Annotated in this window: 16 protein-coding genes; 5 read left to right on the top strand and 11 right to left on the bottom strand. The window is 60.8% G+C overall.

Going from position 1 to position 22,246, the window contains the following annotated elements; translation table 11 throughout:
• The first annotated feature begins 138 nt into the window (after window positions 1-138).
• The 3 genes from aauS to AC07S6_RS22555 are packed head-to-tail and all read left to right on the top strand — an operon-like array spanning window position 139 to window position 3,712.
• Complete coding sequence (gene aauS / locus AC07S6_RS22565) at window positions 139-2,040, top strand: two-component sensor histidine kinase AauS (protein ID WP_089041305.1); 1,902 nt, start codon at window positions 139-141, stop codon at window positions 2,038-2,040.
• Window positions 2,037-3,374, top strand: coding sequence for a two-component response regulator AauR (aauR, locus tag AC07S6_RS22560; protein ID WP_495113088.1), 1,338 nt, complete (start codon window positions 2,037-2,039; stop codon window positions 3,372-3,374). Before aauS ends, aauR begins: the two co-directional genes overlap by 4 nt.
• A complete protein-coding gene (locus tag AC07S6_RS22555) occupies window positions 3,374-3,712 on the top strand; it encodes a GlpM family protein (RefSeq protein ID WP_495113087.1) in 339 nt (112 codons plus the stop codon). Before aauR ends, AC07S6_RS22555 begins: the two co-directional genes overlap by 1 nt.
• A gap of 31 nt (window positions 3,713-3,743) precedes the next feature.
• Here the strand turns inward: AC07S6_RS22555 and AC07S6_RS22550 are convergent, their stop codons facing one another.
• From AC07S6_RS22550 to AC07S6_RS22525, 6 genes are all read right to left on the bottom strand, one after another.
• Entirely contained in the window at window positions 3,744-5,141 is a 1,398-nt protein-coding gene (locus AC07S6_RS22550; RefSeq protein ID WP_019817693.1) for a sigma-54-dependent transcriptional regulator, read from the bottom strand.
• Entirely contained in the window at window positions 5,131-6,909 is a 1,779-nt protein-coding gene (locus AC07S6_RS22545; RefSeq protein ID WP_060767095.1) for a sensor histidine kinase, read from the bottom strand. The genes AC07S6_RS22550 and AC07S6_RS22545 overlap by 11 nt, the downstream gene beginning before the upstream one ends.
• Window positions 6,909-8,033: a GNAT family N-acetyltransferase gene (locus AC07S6_RS22540; RefSeq protein ID WP_490614207.1), complete on the bottom strand. Its 1,125-nt coding sequence runs from the start codon at window positions 8,031-8,033 to the stop codon at window positions 6,909-6,911. Before AC07S6_RS22540 ends, AC07S6_RS22545 begins: the two co-directional genes overlap by 1 nt.
• A gap of 165 nt (window positions 8,034-8,198) precedes the next feature.
• Window positions 8,199-9,047 (bottom strand): alpha/beta hydrolase, encoded by an 849-nt coding sequence (locus tag AC07S6_RS22535; protein WP_127880889.1) that lies wholly within the window; start codon window positions 9,045-9,047, stop codon window positions 8,199-8,201.
• Window positions 9,044-10,438 carry an aspartate aminotransferase family protein gene (locus tag AC07S6_RS22530; protein ID WP_003188936.1) on the bottom strand — a complete coding sequence of 465 codons (1,395 nt, stop codon included), beginning with the start codon at window positions 10,436-10,438 and terminating at the stop codon, window positions 9,044-9,046. The genes AC07S6_RS22535 and AC07S6_RS22530 overlap by 4 nt, the downstream gene beginning before the upstream one ends.
• Window positions 10,431-11,135, bottom strand: coding sequence for an MtnX-like HAD-IB family phosphatase (locus tag AC07S6_RS22525; protein ID WP_034126454.1), 705 nt, complete (start codon window positions 11,133-11,135; stop codon window positions 10,431-10,433). Before AC07S6_RS22525 ends, AC07S6_RS22530 begins: the two co-directional genes overlap by 8 nt.
• 241 nt (window positions 11,136-11,376) lie before the next feature.
• Here AC07S6_RS22525 and AC07S6_RS22520 point away from each other — a divergent pair, with 241 nt between their 5' ends.
• Window positions 11,377-12,147, top strand: coding sequence for a MipA/OmpV family protein (locus AC07S6_RS22520; protein WP_054897707.1), 771 nt, complete (start codon window positions 11,377-11,379; stop codon window positions 12,145-12,147).
• A 134-nt stretch (window positions 12,148-12,281) separates the two neighbouring features.
• On the opposite strand, the gene AC07S6_RS22515 is transcribed toward AC07S6_RS22520, so the two are convergent.
• From AC07S6_RS22515 to AC07S6_RS22495, 5 genes are all read right to left on the bottom strand, one after another.
• Window positions 12,282-12,686, bottom strand: coding sequence for an EamA family transporter (locus AC07S6_RS22515; protein ID WP_034126452.1), 405 nt, complete (start codon window positions 12,684-12,686; stop codon window positions 12,282-12,284).
• A complete protein-coding gene (locus tag AC07S6_RS22510; protein WP_003188930.1) occupies window positions 12,683-13,063 on the bottom strand; it encodes a DMT family transporter in 381 nt (126 codons plus the stop codon). Before AC07S6_RS22510 ends, AC07S6_RS22515 begins: the two co-directional genes overlap by 4 nt.
• Complete coding sequence (locus AC07S6_RS22505; protein ID WP_495113086.1) at window positions 13,060-13,980, bottom strand: arginase family protein; 921 nt, start codon at window positions 13,978-13,980, stop codon at window positions 13,060-13,062. Before AC07S6_RS22505 ends, AC07S6_RS22510 begins: the two co-directional genes overlap by 4 nt.
• 741 nt (window positions 13,981-14,721) lie before the next feature.
• Window positions 14,722-15,375 (bottom strand): DsbA family oxidoreductase, encoded by a 654-nt coding sequence (locus tag AC07S6_RS22500; RefSeq protein ID WP_495113085.1) that lies wholly within the window; start codon window positions 15,373-15,375, stop codon window positions 14,722-14,724.
• Window positions 15,376-15,433: 58 nt separating this feature from the next.
• Window positions 15,434-16,453, bottom strand: coding sequence for an alpha/beta fold hydrolase (locus AC07S6_RS22495; protein ID WP_019817689.1), 1,020 nt, complete (start codon window positions 16,451-16,453; stop codon window positions 15,434-15,436).
• A 190-nt stretch (window positions 16,454-16,643) separates the two neighbouring features.
• On the opposite strand from AC07S6_RS22495, the gene AC07S6_RS22490 reads away from it, so the two are divergent.
• Window positions 16,644-22,214: a dermonecrotic toxin domain-containing protein gene (locus tag AC07S6_RS22490; RefSeq protein ID WP_495113084.1), complete on the top strand. Its 5,571-nt coding sequence runs from the start codon at window positions 16,644-16,646 to the stop codon at window positions 22,212-22,214.
• The last annotated feature ends 32 nt before the right edge of the window (window positions 22,215-22,246 follow it).

The following is a 22,246-nucleotide window of genomic DNA, read 5'->3' as shown; positions in this document are numbered from 1 at the left end:
GTGTGGGAGCTGGCTTGCCTGCGATGGCATCGCCTCGGTGCAACTGTTACACCGAGGCGCCTGCATCGCGGGCAAGCCCGGCTCCCACACAAGCCCGCTCTTACACTGGCGAGAAGTAGCTGACCCAAGGCATCTGTGATGAAATGCGACCCCAATCAATATCGCGCCGCGCCGCCATCACTTGCCGTGAAGCCTCGTCTGATACGCCAACTGTTCCTGCCGCCGTTGATCATCGCCCTGATGGTCGGCCTGGGTTATATCGGCTTCTGGGTCAGTGACTACTACGGCATCCGCACCCTCAGCGACAACGGCGAACGCCAGTTGGAGCTGCACGCCCGCACCGTCGAAAGCGAACTGAGCAAGTACACCTACCTGCCCAGCCTGCTGGAACTGGAGTCCAGTGTTTCCCAACTGCTCGCCGACCCGAACCAGGAAACCCGCAAGACGGTCAACGACTACCTCGAAGGCCTGAACCGCCGCAGTCGCAGCCGCGCCATCTATGTGATGGACACTACCGGCCGCGTGCTGGCCACCAGTAACTGGCGCGATGCCGACAGTTACCAAGGTGAGGACCTGTCCTTTCGCGCCTATTTCCAGAACGCCGTACGCGGCCAGCCCGGTCGTTTCTACGGCATCGGCAGCACCAACGGCGAACCCGGCTATTACCTGGCCCACGGCCTGGAAGAGCACGGCAAGATCATCGGCGTCGCCGTGGTCAAGGTGCGCCTCGAAGCCCTTGAAGAGCGCTGGCAACGTGCGCGCCTCGAAGCTTTCGTGAGCGATGAGAACGGCATCATTATTCTTTCCAGCGACCCGGCGCGTCGCCTCAAGGCCGTACGCCCGCTGAGCGATGACACCAAGGACCGCCTGGCCCACAGCCTGCAATATTACTGGGCGACGCTCAATGAACTGCAACCCCTGGCCCGTGAGCGCCTGAACGAAGGCACCGAGAAACTGACCTTCCCGGCCAACACCGAAGTGGTCAACGACCAGCACGCGGTCAGCTACCTGGCGCAGACCCGCCCGCTGAACGACACGCCGTGGAACTTCACCCTGCTCACCCCACTCAACGACCTGCGCCGCGCCGCGATCAACCAGGGCATCCTGGTGGCCGTCGCCTTCGGCCTGGTCGCCTTCCTGCTGATTGCCTGGAACGAGCGACGCAAGGTCATCGCCACCCGCCTCGCCGCACGCGAAGCCTTGCAGGAAGCCAACAGCCAGCTTGAGCGTCGGATTGCCGAACGCACCGCCGACCTGCGCGCCAGCAACGAACGGCTCAAGGGCCAGATTCGCGAACGACGCCAGGCCGAAGAAACCTTGCGCCGCGCCCAGGACGAACTGGTACAGGCCGGCAAACTCGCGGCCATCGGCCAGATGTCCACCAGCATCGCCCACGAACTGAACCAGCCGCTGGCGGCCTTGCGCACGCTGTCGGGCAACACCGTACGCTTCCTTGAGCGCGGCGCCCTGGACACCGCCAGCACCAACCTCAAGACCATCAACGAACTGATCGACCGCATGGGCCGCATCACCGCCAGCCTGCGCTCCTTTGCTCGGCGCGGCGACGACCAGGGCGAAGCCAGCCTCGGCAAGGCCGTGGACGCCGCGTTCCAGGTGCTCGGCGCGCGCCTGGACAGCCTGCCGTTGACCGTGCACCGTGACTTTGCCAACGCCCAATTGCAGATCGACCAGACCCGCCTGGAGCAGATCCTGGTCAACCTGATCGGCAACGCCCTCGATGCGATGCAGGCCCAAGCAGCGCCGCAGCTATGGCTGGAAGGCCAGAGCGGCGACGGCAAATACCGCCTGCTGGTGCGTGATAATGGCCACGGCATCGACCCCGAAGCACGCAAGCATTTGTTCGAACCCTTCTTTACCACCAAGCCCGGCGAACAAGGCCTGGGCCTGGGCCTGACCCTTTCCGCCAGCCTCGCGGCCGCCACCGGCGGTAGCCTGGCCGTGGAACATCCGGCCAATGGTGGTACCGCCTTTGTCCTTAACCTGCCATTGGTGGGCGCTCAACGAGCTGAGTCGACATGAATACACAAGCCCAAGACCTTACCGTCCTGATCGTCGAAGACGACCCCCACGTACTGCTCGGTTGCCAGCAAGCACTGGCGCTCGAAGACATCACCAGCGTCGGCGTGGGCAGCGCCGAAGAAGCGCTCCAGCGCATCGGCGAGAACTTCGCTGGCATCGTCATCAGCGATATCCGCCTGCCGGGCATCGATGGCCTGGAACTGCTGACCCGCCTAAAGGCCATGGATAAAAGCCTGCCGGTGGTGTTGATCACTGGGCATGGCGATATCTCCATGGCGGTGGGCGCCATGCGTAACGGCGCCTACGACTTCATGGAGAAACCCTTCTCGCCCGAACGCCTGGTGGACGTGGCACGCCGCGCCTTGGAACAGCGCGGCCTGGCGCGGGAAGTCTGGTCGTTACGCCGGCAACTGGCCGAGCGCGACTCGCTGGAAGGCCGCATCATCGGCCGCTCGCCGCCCATGCAAAACCTGCGTGAACTGATCGCCAACGTCGCCGACACCTCGGCCAACGTGTTGATCGAAGGCGAAACCGGCACCGGCAAGGAACTGGTCGCGCGCTGCCTGCATGATTTCAGCCGACGCCATACCCACCAGTTCGTCGCGCTCAACTGCGGTGGCCTGCCGGAGAACCTCTTCGAAAGCGAGATTTTCGGCCACGAGGCCAACGCCTTCACCGGCGCCGGCAAACGTCGCATCGGCAAGATCGAGCATGCCCATCAAGGCACGCTGTTCCTCGATGAAGTAGAGAGCATGCCGATCAACCTGCAGATCAAATTGCTGCGGGTGCTGCAAGAACGTACGTTGGAACGCCTGGGTTCGAACCAGAGCGTGGCAGTGGATTGTCGGGTAATCGCTGCCACCAAGTCCGACCTCGACGAGTTGAGCCGCGCCAGCCAGTTCCGCAGCGACCTGTACTACCGCCTCAATGTCGTCACCCTGGAACTGCCGCCTTTGCGCGAGCGGCGCGAAGACATCCTGCAACTGTTCGAACACTTCCTGCAGCAATCGTCGCTACGCTTCGACCGGGCGGTGCCGGAGCTGGACAACCAGACCCTGTCCAGCCTGATGAGCCACGACTGGCCAGGCAACGTGCGTGAGCTGCGCAACGTCGCCGAACGTTTCGCCCTCGGCCTGCCCGCCTTCAAGAAAAGCGGCGCCGGCAGCGGCAACCAAGGGGTTGCCTTTACCGAGGCGGTGGAAGCCTTTGAGCGCAACCTGCTCAACGATGCCCTGCAACGCAGCGGCGGGAACCTGACCCAGGCCAGCCAGGAACTGGGGATGGCCAAGACCACCCTGTTCGACAAGGTCAAGAAATACGGGTTGAGTCACTGATGGATCTGTTCCTGAAGGCTGCACTTGGCGCCGCAGTGGTGCTGATCCTGGCGGCGCTGGCCAAGACCAGAAACTATTACATCGCAGGCTTGGTGCCGCTGTTTCCCACTTTTGCGCTGATCGCCCATTACATCGTCGGCAAAGGCCGAACAGTTGCGGATTTGAAGACCACCATCTTGTTCGGGATGTGGTCGATCATTCCGTACTTTGTGTATTTGGCGACGCTGTATGTAATGGTCGATCGGCTGCGGTTGGAGACATCGCTGGCAGTCGCCGCCGTGGCCTGGTTGATGGCCGCGACGGTGTTGGTCAGCGTGTGGGTACGCCTGCACACCTGACGCAACGCGGCAGATCGTTCCCACACTCAGATCAGCGCACGATCTTGTCGACCTGAATCCCCAGCTTCTTCAGGCGATACCAGAAGCTCCTCTCGGATATCCCGATCCGTTGCGCCGCCGCAGCCTGCACCCCATTGCTCTCCTGCAACGCCGCCAGAATGTAGGCTTTCTCCACTTCGGCCAGCGCCGCATCCAGGTCCCGCGGCACGCCTGGGCCGTCGCTGAGGAGCGCGGTTACATCGCCCTCGCTCGGTTTGGAAGCAAACAGATACCCCGGCAAATCAATATCCTCAATCACCGATGAAGCCGCGACGATGGTTGCGCGCTCCACGCAGTTTTGCAGCTCGCGGATATTGCCCGGCCAGTGATACGCCGCCATGGCCTGCAACGCCTCGGGGCTGAAACCGGTGATGCGTTTGCCGGTTGTCGCGCTCAGGGTGTGGGCGAAGTGGCGCGCCAGGGGCGCGATGTCTTCCACGCGCTCGCGCAACGACGGCAACGGAATCGGGAAGACATTGAGGCGGTAATACAGGTCTTCGCGAAACTCCTTGGCCGCCACCGCATCCAGCAGGTTCTTGTTGGTGGCGGCAATTACTCGTACATCCACCTTGCGCTCGCGGGGGTCGCCTACCGGCTCGATAACCCGCTCCTGCAAGGCGCGCAGAATCTTGGCCTGCAACGCCAAGGGCATATCACCGACTTCATCCAGAAACAGCGTGCCCTTGTCGGCCTGCATGAAGCGCCCTACCCGGTCAGCCACGGCGCCGGTGAACGCGCCTTTGCGATGACCAAACATCTCGCTTTCCAGCAAGCCTTCAGGGATAGCCGCGCAATTGACCGCCACGAAGGGTTGGTCGGCACGGCTGCCATGCTTATGGATGGCGCGGGCGACCATTTCCTTGCCAGTGCCGCTTTCGCCGGTCAGCAGGATGGTGGCGTTGCTGTCGCGCACTGAGTCCACCGCCTGGAGCACCTGGCGAAACGCCGGGCTGTCGCCCACCAGGCTGTCGAACTGAGCATGCTCGTCCAGCTCGGCGCGCATGCGCGCGTTGTCGCGCATGATGTCGCGAAATTGCAGGGCCTTGGCCACGGTGATGTCCAGCTCGTCGATGTCGAACGGCTTGGCAATGTAGTCATAGGCACCGTTACGCATCGACTGCACGGCGTTTTTCACCGTGCTGTAGGCCGTCATCACGATCACCGGCAAGGTCGGATAACGCACCTTGATCTCGGCCAGCAACGCCGGCCCGTCCATGCCCGGCATGCGCCAGTCGCTGATGACCAGGTCGATGTCCTCCTCTCCCAGTACCTTGAGCGCATGCAGGCCATTGCCTGCGCTGAACACCTGGATGCCGTTCTGGCTCAAGGCCTGGGTCAGCAGATCACAGAGCTTGGGCTCGTCGTCGACCACCAATACGTTATGCGTCATGCCCGTCCTCATCTTCACCGTCGTCTTCACCGTCAGCCGGAATGTACAGGCTGAAGGTCGCGCCGGCATCTTTCTCACTGGCGCATTCGATGCTGCCGTCGTGACTTTCCATGATCGAATAGACTTTGGCCAGGCCCAGGCCTGTGCCCGAGGCCTTGGTGGTGACGAATGGCGTGAAGATGCGTTCCACCATGTCCGCCGGGATGCCTTCGCCGGTATCGGCGATGCTGATCACGGTGTTGTCGCCCACGCTGCGAATGCCCAGGGTCAGGCGCCCGCCGCCGGGCATCGCGTCGATGGCGTTGAGAATCAGGTTGAGACAGGCCTGTTTGAGCTGCTTGGCATCGGCGTAGATCGTCGCGCCAGGCGCCTGGTCGTCGATCTGCGCGTCAATGCGATGGCTACTCAGCTCCGGGCCGCAGAAACCGAGGATTTCTTCCACCAGCGCGCGTGCCGGTTGCTGCACGCGTATCGGCGGGTTGGGCTTGGCGAAATCGAGGAACTCGGTAATCAGCTCGTTGATGCGGCTGACTTCGCTGATGACATATTCAAGGTGACGCTTGTCGGTTTCCGCCAGGTCAGCGCGCCGATGCAACAGTTGGGTGGCGGTCTTGATGATGCCCAGTGGGTTGCGAATTTCGTGAGCCAGGCCCATGGCGACTTCACCCAGGGCATGCAAGCGGTCACGCCGGCGCAGTTGGGCTTCCAGATGATGCAACTCGCCCAGGCGTTCGGTCATGTGGTTGAAGGTGCTGCTCAATTGCGCCAGTTCGTCACCGCCACTGACCACCACACGGTGCGCATAACTGCCCGAGATCACCGCATCCACGCCTTGGGACAAATCGCGCAGAGGCTTGGTCAGGCGCCGCGACACCAACAACCCGGCCGCCAGTGACAGCGCCGAGCTGACCAGGAAGATCAGCACGAACAGGTTGCTCTGGTTCACCAGCCCCACCAGGCTGGTATGGCGTAGCAGGCCGCTGAAGATCACCCCTTGCAACTCGCCGGCATCATTGAAAATCGGCCAATACAAACCGCTGTACTGGTTAGTGAACTGCTCGCTGGGCTGCTTGGTGCTGCGCAGGTAGGCCTCGACATTCTTGGGGATGCGCGAGGGGTGATTGGCGAAGCGCTGGGTGGAAAATATTTCGGAAAAACCGGCAGGGTTGGCCAGGTACAAACGCAGGTCGAGGGAATGCACGTCGGCCACGCTGGTGAGGAAACTGCTGTCCAGGTAAGTGGCGACCAGCAACAGGTAATCAACGCCGTCACGGCTGGTTTCGAAAGTGGATACCACCAGGCCCGTGCTCACGCCGGCGACTTGCACGGTTTGCAGCACCGCGTTGCTGGTGAGGTTGATCTGCCTGACGATGTCATCGGCGGCCGTGCTGAACATCACTTTACGGTCGCTGGTGCGAATCAGCGCGACCACGTCGATATCGGTGGCATCGGCAATGTCGGCGGTGAGCCGGTCATGCTTCTCGGCATTTTTGGACGACGGCGGGCTGGTATAGCGCAGGAACAGCTTGGCCATGCGCGCGTTGTCGTGAAGGATGTCGCCGATTTCGTCCTTGACGATCTTGGTCGACTCTTGCAGCCAGATACGCACGTTGCTGTCGAAAATCTGCGACAACGTGGTGGCGGCCAGCTCAGCCGCGATCATGGTGGGAATCACGCTGACCAGCCAGAACGCCAGCACCAGCTTGCGCTGGACGCTCCAACGCGAGATGGCAAAGGGGCGGGCTTTCTGGCGGGTCTTGGTAATCATCAGGTTTCGCTTATCGCAGCAGCCATGGCAGGGTCGGAACGATCCGGTCGAATAAACAGTTTTACAAGCTTGAGCAGGCCGTTGACCAGCCAGTTACGGTGGCGGAAGAACAGGCTGTTGCCCTCGAACTCGCACCCCAGGCGCAGTTTACTGGCATACCCGGCCTGGCCGCACTCGTACAGCGCAATACGGTGTTCAATACAGTAGTCGACATTGGTCAACCAGCTACGGAAGTACAGGTTGTACTCGCGGCTGAACGCAAGGTCATGGCCAAAGAACTTGTCCACCAGCCGATGCTCATCCAGCAGGATCAGGTTGAACGCCACCAGGCGCTCGTCCACCCAGTACAGAACACAGACCGCCCGCTCGTGCAGGTGTTCGAGCACCCCCGTGAAGTAACCGGCGGGCAGGCGCTCGAACTGCAAGTCCGCGCGCGCGAGCGTGGCCTCATACAGGCGCATGACCTCGGGCAGCACGTCATCGATATTGCGCCGCCACTCGACTCGCGGCCCTGGTGCGCGCAGTTTGCGGCGCAGGTCCTTGCGCGTGGATTTGCCCAGCGACCCCAGGTAGGCATCCACCGAGCCATAAGGCAGCGGCAACACCCCCGTGGGCAAACTGGGCATGCTTTGAAAGCCTGCGGCAAGGCAGCTCTGGGCCCAATGCGGGTCGTTGGTGGGCGCATCCTTGACCGCCAGCAAGCCGATACCGAGCGCGTTGGCATCGCTGCGCGCAGCCGCCAGTAATTGCTGCAACAGCAACGGGCGGCGGGATTCGGGCACATGGCTCGCGACACCGGCGTCACAGCGTTCAGCCACCGGCGAACCGATGGCGTACAACGCCAATTGCAAAACGCCAGGCCACAGCTGCTCCAGGCGCTCGGTCAAGCGCTTGCCGGCCCCCGACAACGTAGTGTCGAGGCGATAATGGGTGATGAACGCGGCAGCCACGGCCACCAGCGTTTGATCCTCGAAGACCGCGAGGTAACGCCACTGAAAGTCATCGATCGCGGCGTTTTCCACGGCCAGGTAATAGTCCCAATCCTCCAGGGCACCGGGAAAACAGTCGTTCCAGGCATCGCGCTGGATAGCCCGGATGGTCGGGAAGGCTTGGGTGGTAATCACAGTTTTTCCTTATCAACACCGCTCTACTGTAGGAGCGAGCTTGCTGTGACGAGGGAGCTTGCTCCCGCTCGACTGCGCAGCAGTCGCAGGCTTTTGGGGGTGCTTCGCACCCCAGCGCAAGCAAGCTTGCTCGCCACAGCAAGCTCGCTCCTACAAGTAAATTAATCACGCCACACGATTGAGTTGCACTGCGTGCTGCTCGACAAACCTGGCACTCAACTCGATCACCCGGCGGTACTGCAAATCGACCGTGATCATGTGGTAACAGTTGTCCAGCAGGATCTTGGTCACCGGCCCGCCGAGGTGGCGCTCCACGTAATCGGCGTTCCAGCGGCTGGTGATGTCGTCCTCGATGGAATGCAGCACCAGCGCTGGCACCTTGATCTGGGGCATGCGTTTCTTGACCACCGCGTTCATGCGGTGCAGCTCGCGCACGGTGATGCCTTCCATAGTCAGCAACCCCGCCTCGCTGCTCTCGCCTTCCTTCATCTGCCGCTCGACGATGGCCCGCAGGCGCTCGTTCTTGATGCCGTAGGGCGGCTTCTCCTCGAAGCTGCAAATGTGCACGCCGAACGGAATCTTCATCAGCAACGGCGTGAGGAACGCCAGCTTGTTGATGCTCCAGCCGTCGTACTTCAAGGTGGTGGAATACATCAGCAACCCAGCGACTTGCCCAGGATGTTCGGACGCCACATACATCGACATCACCGCGCCCATGGACAAGCCACCGACAAACACCTGCCCGTGGCGTTGCTTGACCTGTACGAAGGTCTTGCGCACGCCTTCGTACCAGTCCCTCCAGCCGGTGGCCTGCAGGTCGCTGTTGTCGCCGCAGTGCCCCGCCAGTGTGGGCACATACACCGTGCAGTTGCCTGCCTTGGCCAGGCCCTTGGCGACCTGGCGCAATTCAGTCGGTGTGCCGGTCAGGCCGTGGATCAACAGGATCCCGACCGGACCATCACCGAGAACGAAACCGGCAGTACCTTCACCGAGGTCGATCCCTTGAGCATTCACCGCGTGGTCGCTCGCACCAGCAGTTGCTCGAGCAACTTCAGGCCCAGATCGATTTCCGGGTAGCTGATTTCCAGGGACGGCGCCAGGGTGATCACGTTCTTGTAGTAACCGCCTACGTCGAGGATCAGCCCGAGTTTCTGGCCGTCTACCAGCATGTCGCCTTTCATGCCTTCTTCGACCATGTAGTCCAGGGTCGCCTTGTCCGGGGTGAAGCCATCCGGGCCGCAGATTTCGCAGCGCAGCGCCAGGCCCAGGCCGTCCACATCGCCGATGATGGGGAAGCGTTTTTGCAAGTCTTGCAGGCCTTCCAGGAAGTATTTGCCCTTGGCCATGACCATGGCGCCGTAGTCGACTTCGCTGGTCATCTTGAACATTTCCAGGCCCACCGCGGTACCCAACGGGTTGGAGGCGAAGGTGGAGTGAGTCGAACCTGGCGGGAACACCTTCGGGTTGATCAACTCTTCACGGGCCCAGATACCGCCCAATGGGTTGAGACCATTGGTCAACGCCTTGCCGAACACGATCACGTCCGGCTGTACATCGAAGTGCTCGATCGACCAGAGTTTGCCGGTGCGATAGAAGCCCATCTGGATTTCGTCGGACACCATCAGGATGCCGTGCTGGTCCAGGACGTGCTTGAGCTCGCGGTAGAAATTCATCGGCGGGATCACGTAGCCGCCGGTGCCCTGGATCGGCTCGACATAGAAAGCTGCGTATTCGCACTGGTTGGTCTTAGGGTCCCAGACGCCGTTGTATTCGGTCTCGAACAAGCGGGCGAACTGCTGCACGCAATGGCTGCCGTACTCTTCCTTGGTCATGCCCTTCGGGCCACGGAAGTGGTAAGGGAATGGGATGAAATTGGCGCGTTCGCCAAAGTGGCCGTAGCGACGACGATAGCGGAAGCTGGAGGTGATCGACGAGGCGCCGAGGGTGCGCCCGTGGTAGCCGCCTTCGAAGGCGAACATCAAGCTTTTGCCGTTGCTGGCGTTGCGCACCACCTTCAGGGAATCTTCGATGGACTGCGAACCGCCGACGTTGAAGTGCACACGGCCATCGAGGCCGAACTTGTTCTTGGCATCGACCGCGATCATTTCCGACAGCTCGATCTTGCCTTTGTGCAGGTACTGGCTGGCGATTTGCGGCAAGGTGTCGATCTGCTTTTTCAGCGCGTTGTTCAGGCGCGGGTTGGCATAGCCGAAGTTGACGGCCGAGTACCACATCTGCAGGTCGAGGTAGGCCTGGTCTTCGGTGTCCCACACATAGGAGCCTTCGCAGCGGCTGAAAATACGCGGCGGCTCGATGTAGTGAACGGTGTCGCCGTAGGAGCAATACTTGGCTTCTTTATCCAGAAGCACCTGGTCTTCAGCGGTAGCGATACGGATATCAGACATGATGGAAGAGTTCCTGATTGTCAGAAGAGGTGTTGAAGGTGGTGGCGTTGGCGGCGAGGCCTTGTGGCAGCTTGGCCAGCAACGCCGGCACTTGCGCAAAGCTGTCGAAGCGCGCATGAGGAATCTGGTGGGCGGCGCAGTAGTCGGCGAGGCTGCCCTTGGCGAACACGAAGTCGGCGGTGGAGGCCACGCACATGTCGGACTTGCCGTCGCCGATCACCAGCACGCGCTTGTTGCGCGGCGTGGATTTGCACTTGCAGTTGCCGGCAGCGGCGCGACAGGCATCGCTGGCATACGGGAAGTCGATGCGCCAGCTGTCCTGGTCGACCTGTCGCAGGCGGTTGGCGAGGATCGGCAACAAGGTCACGTAGTTGCGCGAAAGGATGCGGGCAATGCCCTGCTCGATGCCATCGCTGACCACTTCGATGGAAGCACCCAGGCCCATGACGTGATCGACAAAATCCGGGAAGTCCGGGTCGATCTCGACGCTGTCAAAGTACGCCAGCAGTTCAGCCGGGGTGGCCTTGATCAGCGCCAGTTGGCGGCTCAGGCATTCGCGTGAACCGATATGCCCATCCAGCCATTCCTGCTCAATGGTTTCCCACTCGGGGCCGGCGAAGCGTTGGAGGACGTTGTCGATGACATCGGTGGGGGTAATGGTCCCGTCGAAGTCACACACGATATGCCAGTTGATCATCTGCCTTTCCTTTAGGTAAAGGGCCTTGGAGGAGCGCGCTGTCTGCGCTTGCCAAGGGATAGAGCAGGGACTGTGCCAACTGGCGAAAACCCCGCAGGGCTGGGGGTGAGCGCGAAATGCGCAGCGATATATGTCGCAGGAGCTACAATTTTTGTAGCTTGCTACAAACAACATGAGTGCTTGCGCAGGCGAGTCGGTTTGCGCGTTCATGCGCGCCTGCCCACCTTCAGGAAACGTCCCCATGTCCAAGCTCGCTGCTGCTGTATTCACCGGTTTACTTGGAGGGTGGGGCCTTTGCAGTGCCGCGTGGGCAGAAGGCATCACGGGCGACGTGGGCGCGGGCCTCAGCTATCAGCCCCACGACCCCAGCGGCAGCCGCTACGAAACCCGGCCTGTGCCTTACCTGGACCTGGATTGGGGCGACGTCAGCCTGAGTACCGATGACGGCCTCACCTGGAGCGCCCTGGATACCCACGGCCTGACCGCTGGCCCCTATATCAACTACCTCCCGGGGCGTACTTCCAACGGCGAATTGCAGGGCCTGCGCAACGTGTCGGACATGGCCGAGGTGGGCGGCTTCGTCCAATACGCCCCGGCCAATTTCTGGCGGGTCTATGCGCAATTGGGCCAGGCCGTGGGCGGCGGGCATTCCCAGAGCGGCGCCCTGGGTAAAATCGGCGGCGAGCTGGGTTACCCCGTGGGTGGCGGGATTATCGGCAGCAATAGCCTGGTTGCGCATTTTGCCGATGCGCGCCAGACCAATACCTTCTTCGGCGTGGACAACAACGAAGCCGTCGCTTCAGGCTTGCGGCCCTATAACGCGAGCGGGGGCTTTCAGAATGTGACGCTGAGCCAAAGCTTCGCCTTCCCCCTGGCGCCCCATTGGTCCCTGCTGACCAGCGCCAGCTGGGTACACCTGGTGGGGTCGGCGGCCAAGAGCAGCATCGTCAAGGAGGCTGGCCATGTGAATCAGGGCCAGGTGCAGACGGCGATCAGCTACACCTTCGACTGAATTACACGGGAGCAAAATTGTGGGAGCGGGCTTGCTCGCGAAAGCAGTGTGTCCGTCACCCGCTACTTAACTGACCCACCGCATTCGCGAGCAAGCCCGCTCCCACATTGAGCCTGTGTTTCATAGCACTAACTTCAGTGTTCTTCGCCTTCAGCCAACAGCGCGATACCACCGATAATCACCACCACGCCCACCCAATGCAGCACGCTGATGTGCTCGCCCAGCCCCAGCCAAGACCCCAGCAATACGGCCACAAACACCAGCGAACTCAGCGGAAACGCCAGGGACAAACTGCTACGCCGCAGGATCAGCATCCACACAAAAAACGCCCCCAGATAGCTGGCAATCGCCGCCAGAATCCCCGGGTTGCGCGCTACGTCCGCCAGCCATTGCCAACTGAAGTCCATCGGCCCCAACTGATCGCCGGCCACCTTGGTGAACAACTGCCCGGCGCTTTCGGTGGCGATCAGCAGTGCCCATAGCACCAGGGTGCCAACACGCCCATGCAGCCAGCCGGTATTGATTGTTTGCGTTGTCATGCCTGGTTCCCCGCGATTGCTACCAACATCACACCCAAAGTGATCACCAATGTGCCCAGCCAACGCCGGCGGCTGACGGTTTCCTTGAGCACCACCCTGCCCGCCAACACCACCAGGCAATAGGCCAACGCCGCCAGCGGAAACAGCAGACTCAAGGGCGCACGGGACAGCGCTTCGAGCCACACAAAAAACTCAATCACATAGGCGCCGACGCCGGCCCACAGCAGCGGCGCATTGAATACCTGGCCCCAGAACGCACGCAGGCGAAAACCGCCATCGAGTTGCGGCAAACGGTCCACGCCCAATTTGAAACACAGCTGGCCAATCACATCGAGGACGATGGAAAACGCCAGTAACAACACCACGGTCAGGGTCACGGGAACAGCTCCTCAAACAGGTCGATCAAGGCTTCATTGGTTGCGGCATTGCGCTGCAAGTCTTGCGGGCTCCAACGCTCCGGTGGCGGCTGGTCGGACTTGGCTTCCCAGCGCTTGAACGCGTTGCTGAACGCCGGTGTGGCGAACTCACCGCAGATGTCGATGCCAATGATGCGTTTACCCGCCGCCAACGCCCGCAGGGCCTGGAGCAAATGGGTCAGGCGCATGCCGCCCTGGTCCCAGTTGGTGGCGGCGTCTTCACTGGCGAGCACATCTTTGTCGATGGTGATCCAGATCGCCTCGGTGGGCAGGCTGACAATCATCTGGTCGAGGAAGGCGCCCCAATCCAGGTCCGCCAGGTTGCGCCAGTGCAGGTGGTTTTCCTGTTGCTGGTGGCCGGCGCCGTCCCCCACCCGGCCCCAGACCTTGGACGGCGGATGCTGCCAGGGAAACAACTGCAAACGCCCGCGCTTGAGGGCGCCAAGGTTGCCGCCGCGCAGTTGCGGGTTATGCAGGTCATCGCTGCACGGGCCGAGGGTGACGATGCGTTGGATCGCCGGCATCTTCAGCGCCCGGTTGACCCACGAACCGCAGTGCCGCTTGGGCGCAAAGCGCACCCAGTCGGGGTGGTTGTCAAAGTGAATCAGGCTGACAGGTTCCTTGAGGTCGGCCAAAAACGCCGGCGTAAGGTGGTGATAATCGCCGGAGCCGACAAACAGGATTTCCGGGCGCGCGTCACGGGGCCGTGGCCGTTGGGCCAGGCGCTCGACGAAACGTTTCCAGGTTTTTTCGGTGGACCACAAACGCAATTTCGGGCCCAGGTCCAGCAGGTCCAGGCGCGTGGCCAGACCGCTGGCCAACCGCCGGGCAATCGGTGCCTGGCCGGTGAGGCTGTGGTCAAGGTCTAGAATGTTCAAGGTAAGTTTCACCCCTAATGGCAGCGCCCAACCGCAGGCCGGTTGGGCTTTAGGGGGGTAATGCAAGGGATGGGCCAGCGCTTCTCTTAATGCCGACACAGATCAAATGTGGGAGCTGGCTTGCCTGCGATGGCCATAGGTATCTACACAACTTTGTAGGCTGTAGCGCAGACGGTAACTACGATGCGAAGCGAGCCGCTCTTGATCTTGCTCTGCTTGTGATCTTGCTCTGGCTTTTGATTTTAGGCGCCCCGTTAAACCACGCTGGCCGAACGCAGGCTTGAATTCGTGGGTAACCCGGCAGGACGCCGGGTTAGCCGCCCCGCGCCATGGATGGCGCGTGGCGGCGGCCCACGGATTCAAGCCTGCGTTCGGGCACACCGAGCCTAAGCGAGGTGCCGAGTGGTGGGGCAAGAGCGTTTTGCTTACTTTTGCGCTTTTCAAAAGTGAGCCGCTGTCAGAGCGGAACCCTAAGTGGCCGTTACCTAAATAACGGATATGTAACCGGTCCAGCTGTGTTGACTGTCAGGCCGTCTTCGCAGGCAAGCCAGCTCCCACATTTGGATCGTGGTGTGTCAGTTAGATCAGCGCCGGCTGTCAGTCCGTCACGGGAGCAAGCTCCCTCGCCACAGGTCCAGCGTCACACCAAAGCTGTGTAGATACCTATGCTGCGATGGCGGTGTTTCAGCCAACTCATTTGCAACTGACAGCCAGCTCCCACATTTTGCTCCGTGCTCGGCCTCAGGATTTCGATTCGTTGATGATCTGGCGAATCGCGCCGACGAAGGCTTCCGCCGGTTGCCCACCGCTCACCGCATATTGGTCATTGAAGACAATGGTCGGCACCGAACTCACCCCACGAGAAACCCACAGCTGCTCCTGCCCGCGGACTTCGGCGGCGTATTCATCGCTGGCAAGAATCTCGGCGGCGCGCGCAATGTCCAGCCCTACGCTCTCGGCGATGATCGCCAGGGTCGCGTGGTCGGAAGGATCCTGGCCATCGCTGAAATACGCCTTGAACAGCGCTTCCTTGAGGTTGTATTGCAAACCTTCCAACCCGGCCCAATGCAACAGGCGGTGCGCGTCGAAGGTGTTGTAGATACGGCTCTGGCCGTCGGTGCGGAACGCAAAGCCCAATGCGGCGCCCATGTCGCGGATACGCGCACGATTAGCCTGGGACTCTTCAGCCGTGGAGCCGTACTTTTCGGTGATGTGCTCGACGATGTTCTGACCTTCGGCGGGCATGTTCGGGTTCAGTTCGAACGGCTGGAAATGAATCTCGGCCTGCACTTCGCTGCCGAGCTGGTCGAGGGCTGCGGTCAGGCCGCGCAGGCCGATGATGCACCAGGGGCAGGATACGTCGCTGACGAAATCGATTTTCAGGGGAATACTCATGGTGGGCAACCTCGCGTGCAGTCATGCGCATACATAAAGGTTGCACGATACACCACCTTCACAGCACCTTCGAAGGCTCGCTCAAATCGATCTGCGCCCAGTGCGCGGCATCCTGGCGATGGGCTTGCAGGTAGGGCAACACCGCCGCCAGCAAGGGCGCCTTGAACGCTTCCTGAAAACGGTGGGCCAGGCCGGGAATCAATTTCAACTGGCTGCCCTGGATATGCGCGGCCAGATGCACGCCGTGCATTACCGGCAACAACGGGTCGGCGGTGCCGTGTACGACGAGGGTCGGCACCCGCAGTTGGTTGAGCAAGGGCACACGGCTCGGCTCGGCCAGGATCGCCATGATCTGGCGCTTCACGCCTTCGGGGTTGAAGGCGCGGTCATAGGACAGCGCCGCCTGGTGCAGCAACGCCTGGCGATCGTCCTTGATATCCGGGCTGCCCAACGCCGCGAGCAAGTCTGCCTGTTGCTCCAGCGCCACCTCACGATTGGGCGCGCTGCGCCGCGACAGCAATTGCACCAGGGCTGCGTTCGGTGCGGGCAGGCCCTCGGCGCCGGAGCTGGTCATGATCAGGGTCAGGCTTTCCACACGCTGTGGCGCCATGGCCGCCAGGTGTTGAGCGATCATGCCGCCCATGCTTGCGCCAAGGACATGGAATTGCTGCACCTGCAATGCATCCATCAAGCCCAGCGCGTCGTCGGCCATGTCGGTCAACGTATAGGGTGCCGCCACCGGCAAACCGAGCTTGTAGCGCAGCACTTCGAAGGTCAGGTTGGCGCTCGCCGGCGCCTGCCGCCAGGTGGACAGGCCGACGTCGCGGTTGTCGTAGCGAATCACCCGAAAGCCTTGTTCGCACAGGGCCACCACCACTTCATCCGGCCAGTGAATCAACTGCCCGCCCAGCCCCATCACCAGCAGCAACGCAGGGTCGGACGCACGGCCGATACTTTGATAGGCGATGCTCACCTGAGCCAGGTCGACCGTTTGGGTCGGGACATTGACATCACACCGAGAAGCCGCAAAAGACGGCAGGCCGAACAGGAGAGCGGCCACTAAAAACAACGCACGCATGAAAAACACCAAAACGCAGAACCCCAGTAGAGCGCGAGTCTGATGAAGTTTGTTCATGCGCGCTGCCACAGTTCGATGACAGTTTGATGAAGAGTGCCCAGCGGTCATGTCGATAGCTATGTGCCGCAGCCCACTTGGCATGTCGATCTCTAATAGGGCTTTGGCCTTTTAGATAGAGCGAATCCGCCCCATGCCTTCTTCCATTGCCCTACCTCCTGCGACACACCCACTGATGCAACCGGCCATCGACGAACACCTGCTCGCCGATTCCACGCAACGCTTGCAGAACTGCCGCGCCGAGCTGCTCGTGCTAATGGAGGGTATCCCGACGGTGCGCGACACCATCAATCGGATGCTCCAAGCGCAGCTTCAATTGGACGGCGAGCGCGTGGCACTGGAGTTTCCCGCCACCGAGCGACGTGCGCGCAGCCGCATTGTCATGACAGATGCCTGCCTCTATATGCAACAGCATCCGGCCCTTGATACAGCGCAGGTGCCGGACGCACGTGTGCTCAACCTGCCGCAGTCCCACGCGTTGTCGCGCTACACCGCGGCGATGCTGCTCGACGAGCTCAAGGGCCTGGACCTGGAACAAAGCCTGGATGACCACTGGCTGCGCTACTGGCGTACAGAGCGAGCGCCCCGCTCGCCGGTAACTTGCTACAAGCGGGTGCTGGAGCTGTACCGGATTCACATTGAAGCCAGCGCTGAGCGGTCACTCGCCTCGGGGAAGGTGCCTGCCGAAGTCCTCGATCCCGTGTTTTCCCTGCTCCATCCGCAGTCGGCTACAGCGCAGACACCTCGCCGCTACACCGAACACCTATTTCTCAAGCCCCACGACGCCCCAGCCATCGCCCTGCCTGGTGCCTGGGTATTGAGCCTCGATACGGAAACGCCGGCCAGTCAATTGCTGTACCTGCCGACTCAGGTTCCGACATGGAAGGTATTGAGCAGACGCGAAGACCTGGAACGCTGGCTGCTCGACCGACAGCAAACGCTGTTCGGCATCACCGAGGTCGATCCTTTGGCAAGGATCGACTACAAGGCCAGCCACAACCCGCTGGAAACGGGCATCACCCTTTGGCTGAAACAATTGACCGAGGCGCAATATCAGGACGCTCTGAGCCCGCTTGCGAACGTACAGATCCACGACGCTTACTTGGCCCTCCAGCACGTCGACCGGCTTGATGACATGCGTAAAACCCGCTGTCTGTTTGCCTCGGAGCCTGAACACCCGGAATCGGCCGTCGGCACCACTAGCACCCCACCCGTTCCCCAATTCGGCCGGCTGCATAACGGTGTCGATAACCGCCAACGCAAAGCTTTGATCGAGCACCAACGGCGCGCCCTGGAAAACCTGTTGGGCAACGACACTCCAACGAGTGAGCGCTGGCAGTCATTCAAGCAACAACTGGACGCACTCAAGGCGCTACAACACGCTGCCGAAGCGGCGGCGCGGGCCATGCTCAACCGAGCGCCACTGGATTTCGACACGCTCAACACCCACTACACTGCGCTGTACCAGGCACGTTTGCAGGGGGTGAAGACCGAAGCGCGTATCCAGCGAACCCTCGATCAAATAAGTGAGGACGAACTGCAACTGATCGAAAACGCCCTGGCCGCACCCTCGCCGGATGTCGTCGCGTTGACCTTGTCGGTCACTCAAGCCGGGAATCCAACGCCTACCCGCACCGAACTCAACGGGCCACTGGTTTTCCTTCCACCCCAGGACGAATCCACGGCCGGGATACGTGAAGGCGTGCATATCATTTACTGGCCCGGCAGCGACGGTGGTTTGCAGCGTTTTTCGTCGCGCCAGGCACTGGAGGATGGGATATTTGGCATCCAGCCCGAGGATCAACAACTGGCGCTGCAATTCACGACACTGACCCAGGACCCATTCGACTACAGCTTGAGCAGTCAACAGGCCGCCTTTGAAGAACAGGCCGCCCGCGTGCGCCAGACGTGGTCAGCCGATGAACACGCGTCACAGCGCGTCGGTGAACTGGAGCAACGGGTTGAGCAAACGCTGCCTGGCTTGCTGGTGCCCGAAAACTCGGCGCGTGAGGCGGCGTTTCTGCTACTTGTCGAACAACATAATGCGCGGCTGCTGGCCGAACGACTGCCGTCATGGCTGATCACTCAACCCGTTGAAAAACGCGAGGCATTCAAGGCCCTGCTACGCGCCTATATACCGGCGCTGAACAATGCCCAGACGCTGCTGGAGCGCTCCCTGCCACCGCGTGACGCGTTCGTCAGGCACAAGCTCGATGCGCGTATACGCAAGGATTTTTCTATCCGCAAAGGCTTTACTCTTCAACTGGAACTGCCTGACTCGGTGGAGCAAAAACGCGACATCATTGCCGGCGCCGCACCGGGTACTCCGGTCAAAATCATTGATGTACCCAGTGCCAGGCGCAGCCAGATGACGTTGGACGACCTGGCGCTACGCAACATCGACGCCGAACTGAGCCAGCGCCTGGGGTTCGTGACTGTCCAGGTGACGGCCGACGATGTCGAGGAGCGTGACACCCTCAAGGCTGGCATCACAAAAAGCTACCTGAAGAATCTAGTCACCGGCCTTGACCTGGCTAAACAGTACGAAGTCCGCATCCTCGACGCGTTCAAGGGCGCCCAGGGCGAATCCATCCATCAAAAACTCTACCGCCGCGAATGCCTGGTGGAGCCTTTGCGCCTGATGCTCAAAACGCAGGGCATATTGGCGCACATGCAGAACCACATCAGCGCCGACGAAGTACAGGTGTTGAACACCGCCATCGACGCCGATACCCAGGCCGCCTGGCACGCCAGCGCGAAGCGCATCCGTCTGCTGCCGGCTCATCTGAGTGTTGGTGGTGCGGACACCCGGCAGGAGAGCCAGATTACCCTGTCGGGCATCACATTCATCGAGGAACAAAACTCGGGCAGCACCTTGCTTTACCTTCCGGACGCGCCTGACGAACGCTACCTGCGCCGTTATGCCAATCTTGAGCAGGCGCGCATTGCCCTGTTCGAACTCTGCCGTCTCGACAGCATGGCGCTATACGTGGCGGGTCGCGCAATCAAGGGTGATGTGCGAGCACACCTGGGTCGTATCGACCATGCCACCGGTAAAGGCTACGACGCGATGATACAGGCCGGACTCCCCTGGCCAGTCACCACTTCGTTGGCCGCCCATCAGTTGAATGCTCAGATGGGCCGTTTGCTGGAAGCGCATCGTAATGATGCGCGATCCAATGATGACCTGGCCCACGAAAAATATTCTCTCAAAAGCGGCAAGGTGTTCAACGGCATCAAAATCGCTCTGTCGTTCGTACCCTTCATCGGCACTGCAGTGTCCCTGGCAGACGCCACCACCAGCCTGTACCAAGCCGTAGCTGCCTTCAGGCGCGGTGACAGCGGGCATGGCATCGAACAATTAGCCTCGGTGTTCGAGTGCCTGGTATACGCGGCGATGGATACCCTGGCGCTGGCGGCCGTGCCCGGCTCACGCGGCAGTTCGGCCCGGCGATTGAGCGCCGCCCACCAGCTCAAGCATCCGCGACGCCCAAACTTTTGGCGCTCTGTCAAAACACACCAGCGCACAACCGCACGCCAGCGTTTTGCCGGTTACGAACACCCGCATATCTTCAGTATCGACAGCCTGCAACCGGTACATACCGGGCCTTATCGCCATACCCTGCGCCACACCTCTGGCGAGCATTTCATCCTCAGTGAGGGGCGCTATTACAACGTCAAGTTTGATCCAACGGCTCACGAGATGCGTCTGGTCGCCAAGGGCAAGTATTACTCACCGGCCGTTGCCCTGGACCACGCGTTGCAGTGGGACACTTACTCGGCACTGCATGGCGGCCACCTCACGGGTTATGGCGGCGGCAGCAGGCGCACAGGACGTGACGCATCGCGGGCGCGGGCCAACGTGCCAGCAACCGTCGCTCGGCAACTGCCTGCAGACGCGCTTGAGGTCAATATGCAGCGCCTCGAACTCGGCCAATCCCTGCAAAACCAGGCCCGTGCCTGTTACGGTCAGGTCAGCGAGACCACCAGCAAGCTAAAGAAATTTGCCAGCGACTATCCGGCCCCGTCAGACGTATCGCCACAAAAATTAACTGACAGCAAAATCCTGGATATCGCGCTGACCAAAGACGTCGACGATGCCAAGCACCTGTATGCATCGTTCGAAACGGCTAAACAGCGTCAAGTGCATATTCGCGACCTCGACTATTCCGAGGAACTGAACCGGACAGCCCACATCGTAGCGGACCGCCTGAACCATCTGATCCAGAATGCAAAAGACCGGGCCGGTGTGCTTATCGATCGAATCATCGAGATCAACCACCAACTGAACCGCTCATCTCACACACCAGGGGCTCTTCAAGCACTGACCCAGGAAATCAGACAGTGTCGCCTGGACTTGCTCGATGAGCTGAACCGGATAGAGGCCTCGATGAAAGACATGAGCACGTGGGTCAAACGCATCACCGTCAGGCACACGCGCACGGAGGTCTCCACCTACTTGGATGCCTGGAAAAACAGGTTTACCGACCTGCGCATGGCGAGCACGAGAAGCAGCAATCTCATGCAAGCGCTCAGCCGGCGGCCAGACACCTTGAGCATTGACTGGCTGTTTCTGGAGGCCGCAGTGCATCGAGCCAGAAGCAAGTTCGATCGTGCCGTCACCAGCCACATGACGTTGCCCGATGCCAACATCAGCCGTGTCGAACGCAACCGGGTCCTGCAAAACTGCATCAAGGTCTATGAAGACTTGTCGCTTGACCTGACGACCTGGAACGAAAAATCGCCCAGCCATTTCGACCAAAGCTTTCTGGCGCTGCTGCAGAAGGATCTTGCCCGCCTGATACGCAAAGCCCAGCGCACGATAAAAAAGCCCGCTTCCCAGTCAACATCGAACACCACCCAAACGGTGTTTGAAACTGAAGAGGGTCAGTTATTGATTGGTATCGAGAAGCCGGCCGGCCAGCAGTCGCCGAGGCAATTGATCATCAACGATGCGGATGGGGCGACTGTTGAAGTGTGGGACAAGATTGGCGACAGCAACACCTTTCGCTTGAACACCAACCAAAGCCGAACGGTCGCCGCCCCACCGAAGCTCCCCACCGACGTAAACGCCTTGCTCGCCAACGCCCGTGCACGCTTGGCGGCGGCGGATGCCTTTGAAAATAAGGTGCGAAGCTACAAAACCATGGAACCGATCAATCTTGAACATATGCTGGTGACCGAGGCCAACGATCTGCGTGCCCGCGCCAGCAAAGTGCAGAGCCTGGATGCAAACAACCCGATCATCGAACAACTGAACACTCGGGCCAGTGCGCTTGAAAAGTCCGGTGAAGCGTTGCGTATCACGCGCAGCCTGCAAAGCAGTACGCCTACCGAGGGCTACCTGGATTACCTGATGGACAAAGGTCGCGTGGTAATCCGCAAAAAAGGCACACGGCAAAAAATGCGCGAAAAACGTCCCGATGGACAAGACGACTACCTGCAAGAATATGAAATATACGAGGCGAGCAAGCAGGCGAAAACCGACAAACCGATCTGGTACGCCCATTTTCATTACGATGCGCCGAACTCGGCATTCGACAGTTTTCGCAAAGCACATTTAAAGCTGCAACATCATCAATATCTCGGGATGAAATGGCAAGCCGCCAAAGAGGGTGCTGGCGCTGCCTTTGCCGACACCAGGATCTGGCGCGGCAACATCGACAAGTCGATCGCCGAAACCCACTTCCTGCCATTGGGTTGACGCCGTTACGCTGCGGCCAACATGAACAAAGC

This window comes from Pseudomonas sp. GW821-FHT07B01 (genome assembly GCF_059419065.1).
The sequence above is the reverse complement of the archived record's forward strand: the minus strand, read 5'-3'. Positions and strand labels throughout refer to the sequence as shown.